Source organism: Ruegeria sp. AA6, assembly GCF_056542865.1.
Genome location: NZ_JBQGAN010000020.1, coordinates 1 through 13,187, shown reverse-complemented (window position 1 = coordinate 13,187; position 13,187 = coordinate 1). Strand labels below are relative to the sequence as shown.

At 57.0% G+C, this 13,187-nt stretch carries 12 protein-coding genes and 1 tRNA gene; 6 read left to right on the top strand and 7 right to left on the bottom strand.

Annotation, left to right across the window (positions count from 1 at the left end; translation table 11 throughout):
* Positions 1-107 precede the first annotated feature (107 nt).
* Positions 108-1,124 carry a Fe(3+) ABC transporter substrate-binding protein gene (locus tag ACR0LN_RS18545; RefSeq protein WP_480431766.1) on the bottom strand — a complete coding sequence of 339 codons (1,017 nt, stop codon included), beginning with the start codon at positions 1,122-1,124 and terminating at the stop codon, positions 108-110.
* 237 nt (positions 1,125-1,361) lie between these two features.
* Between ACR0LN_RS18545 and ACR0LN_RS18540 the strand changes: the two genes are divergently transcribed.
* Entirely contained in the window at positions 1,362-2,516 is a 1,155-nt protein-coding gene (locus ACR0LN_RS18540) for an adenylate/guanylate cyclase domain-containing protein (protein WP_480431764.1), read from the top strand.
* Between the two features lie 86 nt (positions 2,517-2,602).
* Here ACR0LN_RS18540 and ykgO read toward each other — a convergent pair whose 3' ends face one another.
* The gene (gene ykgO, locus ACR0LN_RS18535) at positions 2,603-2,728 is read right to left on the bottom strand and encodes a type B 50S ribosomal protein L36 (RefSeq protein WP_008755722.1); all 126 of its coding nucleotides are present in this window, start codon (positions 2,726-2,728) and stop codon (positions 2,603-2,605) included.
* Between the two features lie 90 nt (positions 2,729-2,818).
* A tRNA-Val gene (locus tag ACR0LN_RS18530) sits at positions 2,819-2,893 on the bottom strand.
* 150 nt (positions 2,894-3,043) lie between these two features.
* Between ACR0LN_RS18530 and ACR0LN_RS18525 the strand changes: the two genes are divergently transcribed.
* Positions 3,044-3,904, top strand: a complete 861-nt coding sequence (locus ACR0LN_RS18525; protein ID WP_480431762.1) for an N-formylglutamate amidohydrolase — start codon at positions 3,044-3,046, stop codon at positions 3,902-3,904.
* Between the two features lie 2 nt (positions 3,905-3,906).
* Here ACR0LN_RS18525 and ACR0LN_RS18520 read toward each other — a convergent pair whose 3' ends face one another.
* Complete coding sequence (locus ACR0LN_RS18520) at positions 3,907-5,160, bottom strand: DNA polymerase IV (protein ID WP_480431760.1); 1,254 nt, start codon at positions 5,158-5,160, stop codon at positions 3,907-3,909.
* Positions 5,161-5,518: 358 nt separating this feature from the next.
* Positions 5,519-6,235 carry an orotidine-5'-phosphate decarboxylase gene (gene pyrF / locus ACR0LN_RS18515; RefSeq protein WP_480431758.1) on the bottom strand — a complete coding sequence of 239 codons (717 nt, stop codon included), beginning with the start codon at positions 6,233-6,235 and terminating at the stop codon, positions 5,519-5,521.
* 151 nt (positions 6,236-6,386) lie between these two features.
* Here pyrF and ACR0LN_RS18510 point away from each other — a divergent pair, with 151 nt between their 5' ends.
* Together ACR0LN_RS18510 and clpB are read left to right on the top strand one after the other, a co-directional pair.
* Positions 6,387-6,707 carry a hypothetical protein gene (locus tag ACR0LN_RS18510; protein ID WP_480431757.1) on the top strand — a complete coding sequence of 107 codons (321 nt, stop codon included), beginning with the start codon at positions 6,387-6,389 and terminating at the stop codon, positions 6,705-6,707.
* Positions 6,708-6,835: 128 nt separating this feature from the next.
* On the top strand, positions 6,836-9,454 hold the full coding sequence (gene clpB, locus ACR0LN_RS18505) for an ATP-dependent chaperone ClpB (protein WP_480431755.1): 2,619 nt from the start codon (positions 6,836-6,838) through the stop codon (positions 9,452-9,454).
* A gap of 40 nt (positions 9,455-9,494) precedes the next feature.
* Here clpB and ACR0LN_RS18500 read toward each other — a convergent pair whose 3' ends face one another.
* Together ACR0LN_RS18500 and ACR0LN_RS18495 are read right to left on the bottom strand one after the other, a co-directional pair.
* Positions 9,495-10,031: a hypothetical protein gene (locus ACR0LN_RS18500; protein ID WP_480431753.1), complete on the bottom strand. Its 537-nt coding sequence runs from the start codon at positions 10,029-10,031 to the stop codon at positions 9,495-9,497.
* Positions 10,032-10,154: 123 nt separating this feature from the next.
* Positions 10,155-11,099, bottom strand: a complete 945-nt coding sequence (locus tag ACR0LN_RS18495; RefSeq protein WP_480431751.1) for a hypothetical protein — start codon at positions 11,097-11,099, stop codon at positions 10,155-10,157.
* 285 nt (positions 11,100-11,384) lie between these two features.
* Between ACR0LN_RS18495 and msrP the strand changes: the two genes are divergently transcribed.
* Together msrP and msrQ are read left to right on the top strand one after the other, a co-directional pair.
* Positions 11,385-12,287 carry a protein-methionine-sulfoxide reductase catalytic subunit MsrP gene (gene msrP / locus ACR0LN_RS18490; protein ID WP_480431750.1) on the top strand — a complete coding sequence of 301 codons (903 nt, stop codon included), beginning with the start codon at positions 11,385-11,387 and terminating at the stop codon, positions 12,285-12,287.
* A gap of 4 nt (positions 12,288-12,291) precedes the next feature.
* Positions 12,292-12,906 carry a protein-methionine-sulfoxide reductase heme-binding subunit MsrQ gene (msrQ, locus tag ACR0LN_RS18485; protein ID WP_480431748.1) on the top strand — a complete coding sequence of 205 codons (615 nt, stop codon included), beginning with the start codon at positions 12,292-12,294 and terminating at the stop codon, positions 12,904-12,906.
* Positions 12,907-13,187: the final 281 nt, after the last annotated feature.

Genomic DNA, 13,187 nt, shown 5'->3' with positions numbered 1-13,187 from the left:
AGAATCGTGTTCATTTATGGGATCATCGACTAAAAGTAAAACGGGCACAACAAGAAAGGGCGCAGAGTTCACTGCGCCCTTTCGGATAGCCATGTTCTTGTTGTGGATTACTTCCAGCCAACTTCGTTGAAGATTTTCTGTGCTTCGGGGATGTTCTTGGCGACGTCGGACAGGTTCACGTCATCTGCTTTGAACTCACCCAGAGCCTTGACGGACTCTGCAAGGGCAACGCCTTCAACTGCCGGGTATTCGTCATTACCAGCCGAGAAGTACTGCTGGGCCGAGTCGCTGGCGAGATATTCCAGAAACAGGATCGCGTTATCCTTGTTGGGCGCGTTTGCCGCAACACCTGCGCCAGACAGGTTCATATGCGCACCGGTGCTGTCTTGGTTCGGGAAGACCCACCCGATCGCGTCGATTTCAGCAGATACGCCTTTGACATCTTTGCGGATGGCGCGGCCAAAGTAATAGGTGTTGGACACGGCGATGTCGCACTCGCCCGAAACGATGCCGCGCAGCTGGTCAGTGTCGCCGCCCTGCGGTTCACGCGCCATGTTTGCGACAATGCCTTCGGCCCAAGCTTTGGCCGCTTCGGTGCCCTCATGGGTGATGATCGAGGCCAGCAGCGTCTGGTTATAGGTGTTGCTGGACGACCGAATGCAGACCAGACCTTTGTATTCCGGCTTGGCCAGATCGGCATAGGTGGCTGGCGGATTGGCGAAATTTTCCTTGTCGAAAAAGATGATGCGACCGCGCTGCGAGAAGCCGAACCATTCGTTGTCGCTGTCCTGCAGGTTTGCCGGAATGCTGTCTTCCAGAACGGCGCTGTCGACGGGTTGCAGAATGCCAGCGTTCTTGGCGCGGGCCAGACGCGAGGTGTCAACGGTCAGCAGAACGTCGGCAGGAGAGTTCGCGCCCTCGGCTTCCATCCGCGCGATCAATTCGTCGGCTTTGCCTTCGATGCGGTTGATGGTGATGCCGGTTGCCTCTTCGAAGTCGCTGTAGAGGCGCTCGTCAGTGTCGTAGTGGCGAGAGGAGTAGAGGTTCAGTTCGCCTTCAGCGATCGCAGAGGTGGCGATCAGGGCCGTCAGGGCAGCTGTAAGGCAAGTTGTGGATTTTAACATGGGGTCTCCGAACGTGTCGTTTCCGGTTTGATAAATCTGAGTGATTTTCTCAATTAACGATATTTCCGGCATTTGCAATGCAAATCCGATAAAATTAGTCGGTCAAATTTCCAGGTGTGGTGTGTAGGGACAAATTGCGCAGTATTTGGTGCAGATCGACAGGCAACAGAACTGGTTCCAACAGGGACAGAGACAGCGTAGAGTCACGCTGGAATAACGGTTTTTTGCGGGTGAAAAATGCAAGATACCACGGAACTTAACCTCTGGCTGATTTCAGAGGGACGTCTGCTTGGCGATGCCACCCAAATTGTCTCGCACTACTGCGCAAGCCTGTGGGATATGGGAATCCCACTTTCGCGCGTGCGGATCGGTCAGAATTACTCGAATCCGCTGATCAGTGCCTGGGGTATCATCTGGACGCCGGACGGTTCCCGAAAATACACGGTGCCGGCGACAGTTCGAATGACCAGCGCGTGGCAGGGTAGCCCCTTTGAACAGGTTGTCAGCACGCGGACATGCCTGCGCAAACGGTTGATGGATTTGAACCTTGCGCAAGAGCACGAGGTCTATGCCGAGCTTGCAGCCGATGGTGCCACCGATTTTCTAGCGATGCCTTTGGAATATGGCGACGGATCGGTTCAGGGATCCAGCTTTTGCACAGATCATGAGGCCGGGTTTACGGAATCGCAAATCCGAATGCTCAAATCGACGCGCCATGCGCTCTCGGCGGCGCTTGAGCCCATTGCAATGCGCGAATCGCAGCAAAGCCTGTTGTCGACCTATCTCGGTGACGGTCCTGCGCTGGAAATCGGGAATGGCATCATCAAACGTGGCGAACACAAATCCGTTTCGGCCGCGATTCTGTTCGTGGACCTCAGAGGGTTCACAGCCAAGTCAGAGATCTGGCCCGAAGGTAAACTGCTGCAGATCATGGCCGATTACTTTGAAATGGTCGTTGCGCCGATCCGAGAGCAGGGCGGCGATGTCCTGAAATTTATGGGGGATGGTGTGCTGGCCATATTCGAGGCAAGCGACGGGCCAGAGCAGGCGTGTCAGGCTGCCGTTGCCGCTGCGCGTGCAGCGCTGGATCGGTTGGCTGTCTACAATGGGGATGTGCAAGAGAAGAATCAGGAACAGATCGCGTTCGTGGTGGGCATAGACTATGGCACCGTCACGTTCGGAAATATCGGCAGCCCGGATCGGTTGGACTTCACAGTCGTGGGCTCTGCCGTAAACGTCGCCAGCCGGGTCCAAAGTCTGTGCAAGGCGCTGGATCAGCAGCTTCTGATGACGTCGGCGGTCCAGCAGCATGTTTCGGTTCCAACGCAATCGTTCGGGTTGCACAGCCTGAAAGGGCTGGGGCATGCCGTTGAAGTGTTTCGGTTGGAATGATTTGCCCTGTGTCTTGCTGCGCTCATAATCAGGCACAAAAAAACCGCGCTAAGAAGCGCGGTTTTTTGTAATGGATAGTGCTGTTCTTAGCCCTGGCGAGCTTTGAACTTGCGCTGCGTCTTGTTGATCACGTAGACGCGGCCTTTGCGACGCACAATCCGGCAGTCGCGGTGCCGGTTCTTGAGCGAGCGGAGCGAGTTCTTGACCTTCATGGGTCTGTCTCCAATCTGCGGCGCCTTCATCAAAGACGTGGCCAGCGCCTGGGTTAGCGGGTGCCCCGGAAACCCGGAACAGTGAAACGATGGTGGGCGGTACAAGGATCGAACTTGTGACCCCTTCGATGTCAACGAAGTGCTCTACCGCTGAGCTAACCGCCCACTTGAACCTTTGCGTTGCCCTGCCCCATAACGAAATGGGGCGCGGAACCCCGCGCCGGTAGCGGGGTCTATAAAAGGAGTCGCAAAGGGGTTCAAGGGGTTTGGTAGAACTATTTTCCGGTCTATGTTGGTCGCGAACAAGGAGTGACCATGCAGAATACGCCCTATGTATTGGATATGCCCGCCAGCCGCACGTCTTGCGTGGTATTTTCTTCACCGCATAGTGGCCGGAATTACCCCGAAACGCTGTTAGACCGCACGGTGTTAAGTGAACACGTGATTCGATCCTCGGAAGATGCCTTTGTGGATCAACTGTTTTCCGCAGCGGTGGACTACGGCGCGCCTATGATCTCGGCCGTTATACCGCGTGCCTATCTGGACTTGAACCGCAGCGCCGAGGAGCTGGACCCCGCTTTAATTCAGGGTGCGCGCCGTCACGGGCATAACCCGCGGGTCGCCTCGGGGTTGGGGGTGATTCCCCGCGTGGTGGCAAACGGGCGCGCGATCTATCGTGGCAAGCTGACGATGGATGAGGCGCGTCTGCGCATCGACACCTGCTGGCGGCCTTATCACGCACGGATCAAATCCCTCCTTAAGGAATCGCATGAGACGTTTGGACAAGCGATCCTAATTGACTGCCATTCCATGCCGCATGAAGCCGTGGCAATGGCCAGCAATTCAAAGTCCCGGCGACCGGATGTTGTGCTGGGCGACAGGTTTGGTGCATCCGCTGCAACTGAGGTGGTGGACCTGATCGAGGCAGCATTTGTTTCGGCCGGGCTGCACGTGGCGCGCAACGCGCCTTTTGCCGGGGCCTATGTTACTCAGACTTACGGCCGCCCCACCCGTCATCAGCACGCGGTTCAAATTGAGATCGACCGGGCGCTTTATATGGACGAATCCCGGATCGAGCCGAACGCCAATTTTGACGCCTTTCAGGCAATACTGCGTGACGTGATCCAGGACATCGCCGGTATCGGAGAAGAACGCCTGCCATTGGCGGCCGAGTAACCTCAGCGCAGCGCGCGGCCTTTCACAATCGCATCACTGCCAAAGCGGCGCCGAATCTCATCTGTGGCGCGTTCGGCTTTTGATCTTTGGGTTGCGCCAGGGTCCAGCAGGTCGCCCGAGATATCGGCCTGCGCCTCGGGACACAGGTCAGACAGACCTACGCCCAACAAGCGGTAAGGGCCTTCATCCCCGACCTGATCGAACAGCCCCCGAGCGGTGCGATAGATTCGGTCTGCGATTTGCGTTGCGTCTTGTAATGAAATGCGCCGTGTGATGGTCTTGTGGTTGGCTTTTTTCAGCTTCAGCGCGACAACCCTCCCGGCCAGCGCCTTGGCCTTGGCGCGGTCGGCGACTTTCTCGGACATGCGCCACAGGTGACCGTCGAGAATATCCAGGCTGGCGGTGTCTTCAAAGAACGTGGTCTCATTGCTAATGGATTTCATCGGCTCATGCGCCGAGACTCGCCGTTTGTCTTGCCCGCGCGCCAGATGCCAAAGCCGATAGCCCATTGAGCCAAAGCGCGCGGTCAGCGCCTCCTGATCCCAGCGGAGCAGGTCGGAAAACAGGCGGATACCTGCGCGGTCCAGCGATTCCTGTGCGGCAGGGCCAATGCCCCAAATCAGTCGCACTGGCTTGTCATGCAGGAATTCTGCCGTTTCCGCCTTGCCGATCACCGAGAACCCGCGCGGCTTGTCCAAGTCCGAGGCCACTTTGGCCAGAAACTTGTTGTGCGACAGGCCAATCGAACCGGTCACGCCTAGCTCGTCCTTCATCCGTTTCACCAGTTGCGCAAGCATCACGGCGGGCGGTGCGCCATGCAGGCGCTGTGTACCCGAAAGGTCCATGAAGGCTTCGTCCAGCGACAACGGTTCGACCACGGGGGTAAGTTCATCCATCATTTTGCGGATTTCGCGCGAGACTTCGGCATAGACAGACATGCGCGGTTTGATCACCACCGCATCAGGGCAGAGTTGCAGGGCTTTGAACATAGGCATTGCCGACCGAACCCCGCGAATGCGCGCCACGTAGCAAGCGGTCGACACGACGCCACGTTTGCCGCCGCCAATGATCACCGGCTTGTCGGCCAATTCAGGGTTGTCGCGCTTTTCGACCGAGGCGTAAAACGCGTCGCAATCCATATGCGCGATGGACAGATCGAACAGTTCCGGATGCGCCTTGATCTGCGGGCTGCCGCAGGCCGGGCAGCGCCGTTCGTCGGTCAAAATGGTCAAGCAATCTCGGCAGAGACCGGGCATGTAACGTTCCCGCCTTCCGTGCGATTTGTTCGGGGGTTTTCTTATATCAGCCCCAGCTTCCGCGCAAAGGCTGGACTGAGATACCGGGCAGAATTTACTTTGAAAGAAGACCCCCCGCGAAGTGGCGGGGGGAGGTAACGGACCTCAGGAAGAAACGGTCCGCGGGGAGTATCACGGAACCAGAATCCCCCAAAAATGTGGGTTTAGATAGGTTCTAAGTCACACAAGCAAAACTCGTGTTTTTCATGTGTGTTTTGGGGCACAGAGACGATTTGGCGCGGTGAAACCGGAAAGTGACGTAAGGTCAACCGCTTGCGGCTGGAATCTGGGCAAAAAATCGCCGATTTGGCGAGGGCATTTAATGCTGTGTCAAGGAATTTAACTCAGCAATTACCGCTTCTGCCGCGGCCTTCGGATCTTCAGCCTGATAGATAGGGCGCCCGACAACGATGTGGTCAGCTCCGTCACCGATGGCGCTGGCTGGGGTTGCGACGCGTTTTTGATCGCCCAGGGCTGCACCTGCCGGGCGGACGCCCGGGGTGACAATCAGGCGGCCTTCGGCCTGGGGTAAGGCTCGGATCAGGGCAGCCTCTTGTGGGCTGGCGATGACGCCGTCAGCGCCGGCTTCCAAAGCGCGTGCAGCGCGTTCCACCACCAATTCCTGCACGTCTCCGTCTTTCAGCAGGCTGGCATCCAGATCGTCGCGGTTCAGCGAAGTCAGGATAGTCACGGCGAGAATCTTCAGGTCTTTGCCCGAGGCACCCTCTTTCGCGGCGCGCACTACATGCGGATCGCCATGCACGGTTAGAAAGTCCAGATCGAACTGCGCCAGCTCACGGACGGCGTTTTCCACGGTGTTGCCAATGTCGAATAGCTTCATGTCCAGAAAGATGCGCTTGCCATGATCCTGTTTCAGCTCATTGGCCAATGCCAGCCCGCCGCCGGTTAGCATCCCCAGCCCGATCTTGTAGAAAGACACCGCGTCACCCAACCGCTCGGCCATGGCCAACCCTTGCAGGGCGTTCGGAACATCAAGGGCAACGATCAGCCGGTCATCGGACATTGGAACGGTCATGGGGCAAGCTCCTTTTTGGCAAACGTCTGCGTCCTAGCGGGTTCCTTGTCTTCTGTCCATGCGGGACAGGTTTTTTGACCGAAATCACTTGTCCCAAGGCCGAGTATGATATGGTCTGATCATTCCAAAGAGCATTTCAGGTGGGGGGATCATGAAACAGTTTGCGGGTGTAGGGCTTATTTTGTGTTTGGTCGGATGTCAGCAAATGCCGTTACAGCCAGAGGCTGCAGACTCGGTAATCAGGTCCCCGACCAACCAAGACCTGCGTCTTGTGCGGGGATACCGGTCCACCGACGACGATTGCCAGCTGACCGGAGAAACTGCCTATACCAACGAATTTCTGGATGACGCAGCAGACCTTGTATCTTGTCCAAAAGGCAGTGATGCGGCGCAGTCTTTGGTCGACATGTATGGCGCGCGCGAAGTGGCCGAAATCGGGGGATATACGGTTTACACGGTGCCTCGCAGATAAGGGTGGAATGGGTGGTTTAGCCTCTTGAAAGCGCAAAGATATTTCCCAGATTGAATGTGAGGCCCAGACCGACGCGTGCTGCCTAGCGGGCGCATCACATTCCGGGCGCTTAGGAAAAGGAGAATAATATGGACTTAAACAAGTTCACCGAGCGGGCACGGGGTTTCGTGCAAGCGGCGCAGACGATTGCGCTGCGCGAGGGGCACCAGCGGCTGGAGCCCACACATATACTCAAAGCATTGATGGATGACGATCAGGGGCTGGCCAGTAACCTGATTACCCGCGCGGGTGGAGCGCCCAATCGCGTGGTAGAGGCATTGGACGCCGCGATGGGCAAAATCCCGAAGGTCAGCGGCGACGCGAGCCAGATTTACATGGACGGCCAGACCGCCAAGGTTCTGGACGAGGCTGCCAAGATTGCCACCAAGGCGGGCGACAGTTTTGTGCCGGTCGAACGGGTGCTGATGGCGCTGTGCATGGTGAAATCCAAAGCCAAGGAGGCGTTGGAGGCTGGGGCCGTGTCCGCCCAGAAACTGAATGAGGCGATCAACGATATCCGCAAGGGTCGCACTGCCGACACCGCATCGGCGGAAGAGGGCTATGACGCGCTCAAGAAATACGCGCGTGACCTGACCGAGGCGGCGGCTGAGGGCAAGATCGACCCGATCATCGGGCGCGATGAGGAAATCCGCCGCTCGATGCAGGTTCTGTCGCGCCGCACCAAGAACAACCCGGTTCTGATCGGGGAACCCGGCGTCGGTAAAACCGCGATCGCCGAGGGCATGGCCCTGCGCATCGTCAACGGAGACGTGCCGGAATCGCTGAAGGACAAAAAGCTGCTTGCGCTCGACATGGGTGCGCTGATCGCTGGTGCGAAATACCGCGGTGAGTTCGAAGAACGCCTCAAGGCCGTTCTGACCGAAGTGACCGAGGCCGCTGGTGAGATCATCCTTTTCATCGACGAGATGCACACGCTGGTCGGTGCCGGTAAATCCGACGGCGCGATGGATGCCGCCAACCTGATCAAGCCTGCGCTTGCCCGAGGTGAACTGCATTGTATCGGTGCGACCACGCTGGATGAGTATCGCAAATACGTGGAAAAAGACGCGGCCCTTGCGCGCCGGTTCCAGCCTGTGATGGTCACCGAGCCGACGGTCGAGGACACGATCAGCATCCTGCGCGGCATCAAGGAAAAGTACGAGCTGCACCACGGTGTGCGCATATCGGATTCGGCGTTGGTATCGGCGGCGACGCTCTCGCATCGCTATATCACCGACCGTTTCCTGCCCGACAAAGCCATCGACCTTGTCGATGAAGCCGCGTCGCGGTTGCGGATGGAGGTGGATTCCAAACCCGAGGAACTCGATCAGCTGGATCGTCAGATCCTGCAGATGCAGATCGAAGAAGAGGCGCTGAAGCTTGAGGATGACGCGGCCTCTAAAGATCGTCTGGAAACCTTGCAAAAGGATCTGGCCGATCTGCAGGAGAAATCCGCCGAGATGACCGCCCAATGGCAGGCCGAACGTGATAAACTCGCAGGTGCGCGCGATCTGAAGGAGCAGCTCGACAAAGCGCGTGCTGATCTGGAGATCGCCAAGCGGGAAGGCAACCTCGCTAAAGCGGGTGAGCTGTCCTATGGCGTCATCCCCGAGCTTGAGAAAAAGCTGACCGAGGCTGAAAACGCTGAAAGCAACGCTATGATGGCTGAGGAAACGGTGCGCCCGGAACAGATCGCCAGCGTTGTCGAGCGCTGGACTGGTATCCCGACCTCGAAAATGCTGGAAGGTGAGCGCGAGAAACTGCTGCGGATGGAAGACGATCTGCATTCCCGCGTGATCGGTCAGGATGCGGCGGTCACTGCCGTTGCCAACGCCGTGCGCCGTGCACGAGCCGGTCTGAATGACGAGAACCGCCCGCTGGGCTCGTTCCTGTTCCTCGGACCCACTGGTGTGGGGAAAACCGAACTGACCAAGGCCGTGGCGAATTTCCTCTTCGACGACGACAACGCGATGGTCCGCATCGACATGTCCGAGTTCATGGAGAAACACGCGGTCGCCCGTCTGATCGGGGCCCCTCCGGGCTATGTCGGTTATGACGAAGGCGGTGTGCTGACCGAAGCTGTTCGGCGCAGGCCCTATCAGGTTGTGCTGTTCGATGAGGTCGAAAAAGCGCACCCGGATGTGTTCAACGTGCTGCTGCAGGTTCTGGACGATGGTGTCCTGACCGATGGTCAGGGCCGCACCGTGGACTTAAAGCAGACGCTGATCATCCTGACGTCGAACCTTGGCTCGCAGGCGCTCAGCCAGTTGCCCGAAGGCGCGGACAGCGCGCAGGCGCGGCGCGATGTGATGGACGCGGTCCGGGCGCATTTCCGGCCGGAATTCCTGAACCGTCTGGACGAGACTATCATCTTTGACCGGCTCAAGCGGGCTGACATGGACGGGATCGTCGACATCCAGATGGCACGGCTGCAAAAACGTCTGGCCGCCCGCAAGATCGAGCTGGCTTTGGACGATGGTGCGAAGGAATGGCTGGCCAACGAGGGCTATGATCCTGTCTTTGGCGCCCGCCCGCTGAAACGCGTGATCCAGCGCGCGCTTCAGAACCCACTGGCCGAAGCCTTACTGGCTGGTGAGATCAAGGATGGCGAGACCGTTCCCGTAACTGCCGGGGCCGATGGCCTGATCATCGGAGATCGGCTGGGAACCTCGGAACGCCCGCGTCCAGATGATGCGGTCGTGCATTAGTCAAATGACACAGAAAAACCCGCCATATTGGCGGGTTTTTTTAGGCCGGATTTCCGTACCCTTTATTCATATAGTCGTTCAGGACCTTCATCCAAACCTGAGCTTTCTCCATCGGAAACTGCGCGGTGAAACGCAGTTTCACTATGCAATCATCGACAACGCCAACCGCAAGAAACTCGGACAAGCCATCCGATGTTTCGACTTCGGCCCGGAGTGGCAATACCTGAGAGGCATCGCGCATTTGGTAAGCGTTTATTTCTCTGGTCTCGGCCCCGCGCCGTTCGGCCGCCGCCGCAATATCCCGCGCGGCCTGTTTGAAGCTTTCAAGGGCTACCTCAGAAGAGATGGTGTTTTGCTCATGATCGTAAAAGAAAACGGTGATCTTAGAAGACGGGTCTGCGAAGGTGGCAGAATAGCCCAGGCCGGGGTGGTCGCTTTCATATTCTTGAGACCCCACCTGGTTCAAATCGTCTAGGACTTGCGACACACGATCATACAAGTTTTTGTACGACTGCACGTCGGCAAGCGCCGGCCCGCTCAGCATCGAAAGTGACAGAGTAAGTGTTCTTAACAACATTGCTAGGTTTGTTCCGGTCCAAAAAATAGTCGTACCCAATTGGTGATCTTGATCTGCGGTGAAAATTTGACCTCGCCAAATGTTGTAAAGGCGGGCCGAGAGGCTGGCTTAGAGTTCGCGCCTCTATCGATTGCCTGTCTCGCGGCTTTTGCGCAGGGCGCGCAGGTCTTCCGCACTCATTCGCGGGGCTTCTTGAGTATCAGGTTGCGATGACTGCTTCTGCCCGGCTTTCAGCATCTCTGTCACTGTCGGGGTCTCGTCGCGCAAGCGCAGATAACCCAGAACTCCACCTGCGCATTGAAGGCTGAAAGCCCAGGTGCCAATCAACATGTAGACGACAAACAGGATGATCAGGGACCAGATTGGACGGATACGCGCAGTGCCTTCCGTCATGTTGGTGAACTCGGTCAGGTCTGTTTGCAATGTTTCGGCGTAACCCGTCAGCACGAGCACCAGGATAAGGCCCGCGTGCAGAATCAGCATTCCCACATAGCTGCAGATGGTCAACGCAAACAGCGGGCCGAAAGAAGCTCGGAAATGCCGGAAGGGTGTGTAGTGTAAACCATCGGGGTCACGCCCGATCGAGGCAGATGAAATCGGGACAAGCAGGCTGGCCCGGATCGAGCATATGGACAGAAATACAGTAATCAACGCCAGCGGCGCGGCAAATATCAAAGCGGTATCCGCGTATTGCAGCATCAGATCGGCCACTTCGTACTGCTGCATGATGTCGGGAGAGATAATGACCACAGACACTGCGGCAACTAGAAGAAGTATCAACGTCACGCTGACGCCCTCAACCGCTCCGTAGATCACTGCCGGCACGAATAATTTCCAGATTCCGATACTGGGTCGGACGCGTTTTGCCTGAAAACCCATTCTTGTTCCGATCAAAGTCGGCAGAACACTGGACGAGGCCATGATCAGAAAAGTCAGAATGAACGACAATGCGGGCAATAGAAGGCCAATCAGAAAACCCACCAACAGTCCAAGCAATGCATAGAGCGTCAAACCAATCAGCATGACAGGCGAAACAAAAGCCATGCGCCAGAAAATGGAGAAAGACAAAGGAAAGGCCTGAGCAAAAAGCAACGTATTAATCTCTGATTAATAATCTAACTGTGATCGACGTATCGAAGCGTGTCGCGACGTGCCAGAGTTTTTAAGCTTTCCAACCAACAGCGCGGCCCAATGTGTCTTTTGGGGATCGCAAGGTTGGCCGTTTCAGGCGGCGCGTAGTGGTGTTGCTCCTTTCGTTACAATCTCGTCTCTCAATCGTTACGCCTGTTTCCTTGGCTCTGTGCTATCAGCGGACTACCTCACATCCGAGGTTGTTTGACGACGGAGACATAGATGGCGCATCGCTGGACCAACACATTGACACATGCAGACGTAACCCCAAGGGCTGCGTTTCTGAACCGGCGACAGGTGATGGCCGGGCTGGCGGGTGTCGGACTGGCGGGCATGGCGCGGGGCGCGTCGGCGCAAGAAGCGTTGGAGCCCAACACCTGGGAAGAAATCACCTCATACAACAACTTTTATGAATTCGGCACCGGCAAGGACGATCCCGCCAAATATGCGGGTGCAATGACGACTGAGCCTTGGAGCGTCAAGATCGACGGTCTGGTCGACAATCCGGGTGAGTATGACTTCAAGGACATCCTGTCCCAGATGACAGTCGAGGAGCGTATCTACCGCTTCCGCTGTGTCGAGGCTTGGTCGATGGTGATTCCGTGGAATGGTTTTGAACTGGCCGATCTGCTGAATATGGCGGGTGTTCAGGAAGGTGCCAAATATGTGGCTTTTGAGACCGCCGTCATCCCTGATGAAATGCCGGGCGTCCGCTATCCGATCCTGGAATGGCCCTATCGCGAGGGTCTGCGTCTGGATGAAGCAATGCACCCGCTCACCATTATGGCCACCGGCATCTATGGCCGTCCGATCCCAAACCAGAATGGTGCGCCTCTGCGTTTGGTTGTGCCGTGGAAGTACGGGTTCAAGTCGATCAAGTCGATCGTGCGGATCACCCTTACGGATGTCGAACCGCCCACCAGCTGGAACATGTCCAACCCGCGCGAGTATGGTTTCTATAGTAATGTGAACCCGAACGTGGACCACCCGCGCTGGTCGCAGGCTTCGGAACGTCAGATTGGCGGAGGTCTGTTTGCCAAGCGTATCCCGACCCAGATGTTCAATGGGTATGAGCAAGAGGTCGCGGGCCTTTACGAAGGCATGGATTTGGCGAAAAACTATTAATCGTATGCAGAGTGTGAACCAGATAATACGCCGAACCCCTGTCTGGCTGGTCTACCTACTGGGCGTGCTTCCCGCGCCTTGGCTCTTTTATCAGGGGCTGACCGGAGGTCTGGGTGTCGACCCGATCGAGGCGCTCGAGCACCGGTACGGCGAACTGGCATTGCAGCTTTTGATTGCTGTGCTGGCGATTTCACCTCTGCGGCGGTTTCTCGGGCTGAACTTGCTCAAGTTCCGCCGTGCACTTGGTGTGCTGACATTCATCTATGTCAGCCTGCATTTGTTGGTGTGGCTGGTTCTGGATGTACAGGTGCCTAGCCAGATATGGGCGGATATCGTCAAACGTCCCTATATTACGGTTGGCATGGCCGCATTTATTCTGATGCTGCCGCTGGCGATTACTTCGAACAGTCTGTCTGTGCGGAAATTGGGCCCACGCTGGCGCAGTTTGCAGCGCCTTGTCTTTCCGGCGGCGGTTCTGGGCGGGCTGCACTACGTCATGTTGGCCAAGGGCTTTCAGATCGAACCGCTGGTCTATCTGTCCGCAATCGTCGGCCTATTGTTGTTGCGTGTGCCTTTTTCTGACCTGCTGACTCGCGTGCGTCAGGCCGATTCCGCCTGACTCGCGGCTGAGTCTGTGAGTATCCCTGTGCAAAAGCCGAGATTCGGCGTGGTGCTGGCTCTGCCGGCGGGCAATCGCACTGATCTATTTATCGTAAGAGTATGAAATTAAAGGAAAGAATAAGATTCTTTGGTTTTTTGCGAGTTTCTAGAATTTTCCACTTGCGGCTTTGTTTGGTTATCCTTAGAACCCCCTTCACCGGCGCTGCTGAGGCGCTCGGGACGCGGCGGAAGCGGCGGGGACGCTCAGGAGAGACTGGGGGCATCTTGGGGAATGAGTTA

What these genes read in the sequence shown, in the direction of transcription:
- ACR0LN_RS18545 (WP_480431766.1), bottom strand. Translation starts at nt 1,124, where the DNA reads ATGTTAAAATCCACAACTTGCCTTACAGCTGCCCTGACGGCCCTGATC.
- ACR0LN_RS18540 (WP_480431764.1), top strand. Translation starts at nt 1,362, where the DNA reads ATGCAAGATACCACGGAACTTAACCTCTGGCTGATTTCAGAGGGACGT.
- ykgO (WP_008755722.1), bottom strand. Translation starts at nt 2,728, where the DNA reads ATGAAGGTCAAGAACTCGCTCCGCTCGCTCAAGAACCGGCACCGCGAC.
- ACR0LN_RS18525 (WP_480431762.1), top strand. Translation starts at nt 3,044, where the DNA reads ATGCAGAATACGCCCTATGTATTGGATATGCCCGCCAGCCGCACGTCT.
- ACR0LN_RS18520 (WP_480431760.1), bottom strand. Translation starts at nt 5,160, where the DNA reads ATGCCCGGTCTCTGCCGAGATTGCTTGACCATTTTGACCGACGAACGG.
- pyrF (WP_480431758.1), bottom strand. Translation starts at nt 6,235, where the DNA reads ATGACCGTTCCAATGTCCGATGACCGGCTGATCGTTGCCCTTGATGTT.
- ACR0LN_RS18510 (WP_480431757.1), top strand. Translation starts at nt 6,387, where the DNA reads ATGAAACAGTTTGCGGGTGTAGGGCTTATTTTGTGTTTGGTCGGATGT.
- clpB (WP_480431755.1), top strand. Translation starts at nt 6,836, where the DNA reads ATGGACTTAAACAAGTTCACCGAGCGGGCACGGGGTTTCGTGCAAGCG.
- ACR0LN_RS18500 (WP_480431753.1), bottom strand. Translation starts at nt 10,031, where the DNA reads ATGTTGTTAAGAACACTTACTCTGTCACTTTCGATGCTGAGCGGGCCG.
- msrP (WP_480431750.1), top strand. Translation starts at nt 11,385, where the DNA reads ATGGCGCATCGCTGGACCAACACATTGACACATGCAGACGTAACCCCA.
- msrQ (WP_480431748.1), top strand. Translation starts at nt 12,292, where the DNA reads ATGCAGAGTGTGAACCAGATAATACGCCGAACCCCTGTCTGGCTGGTC.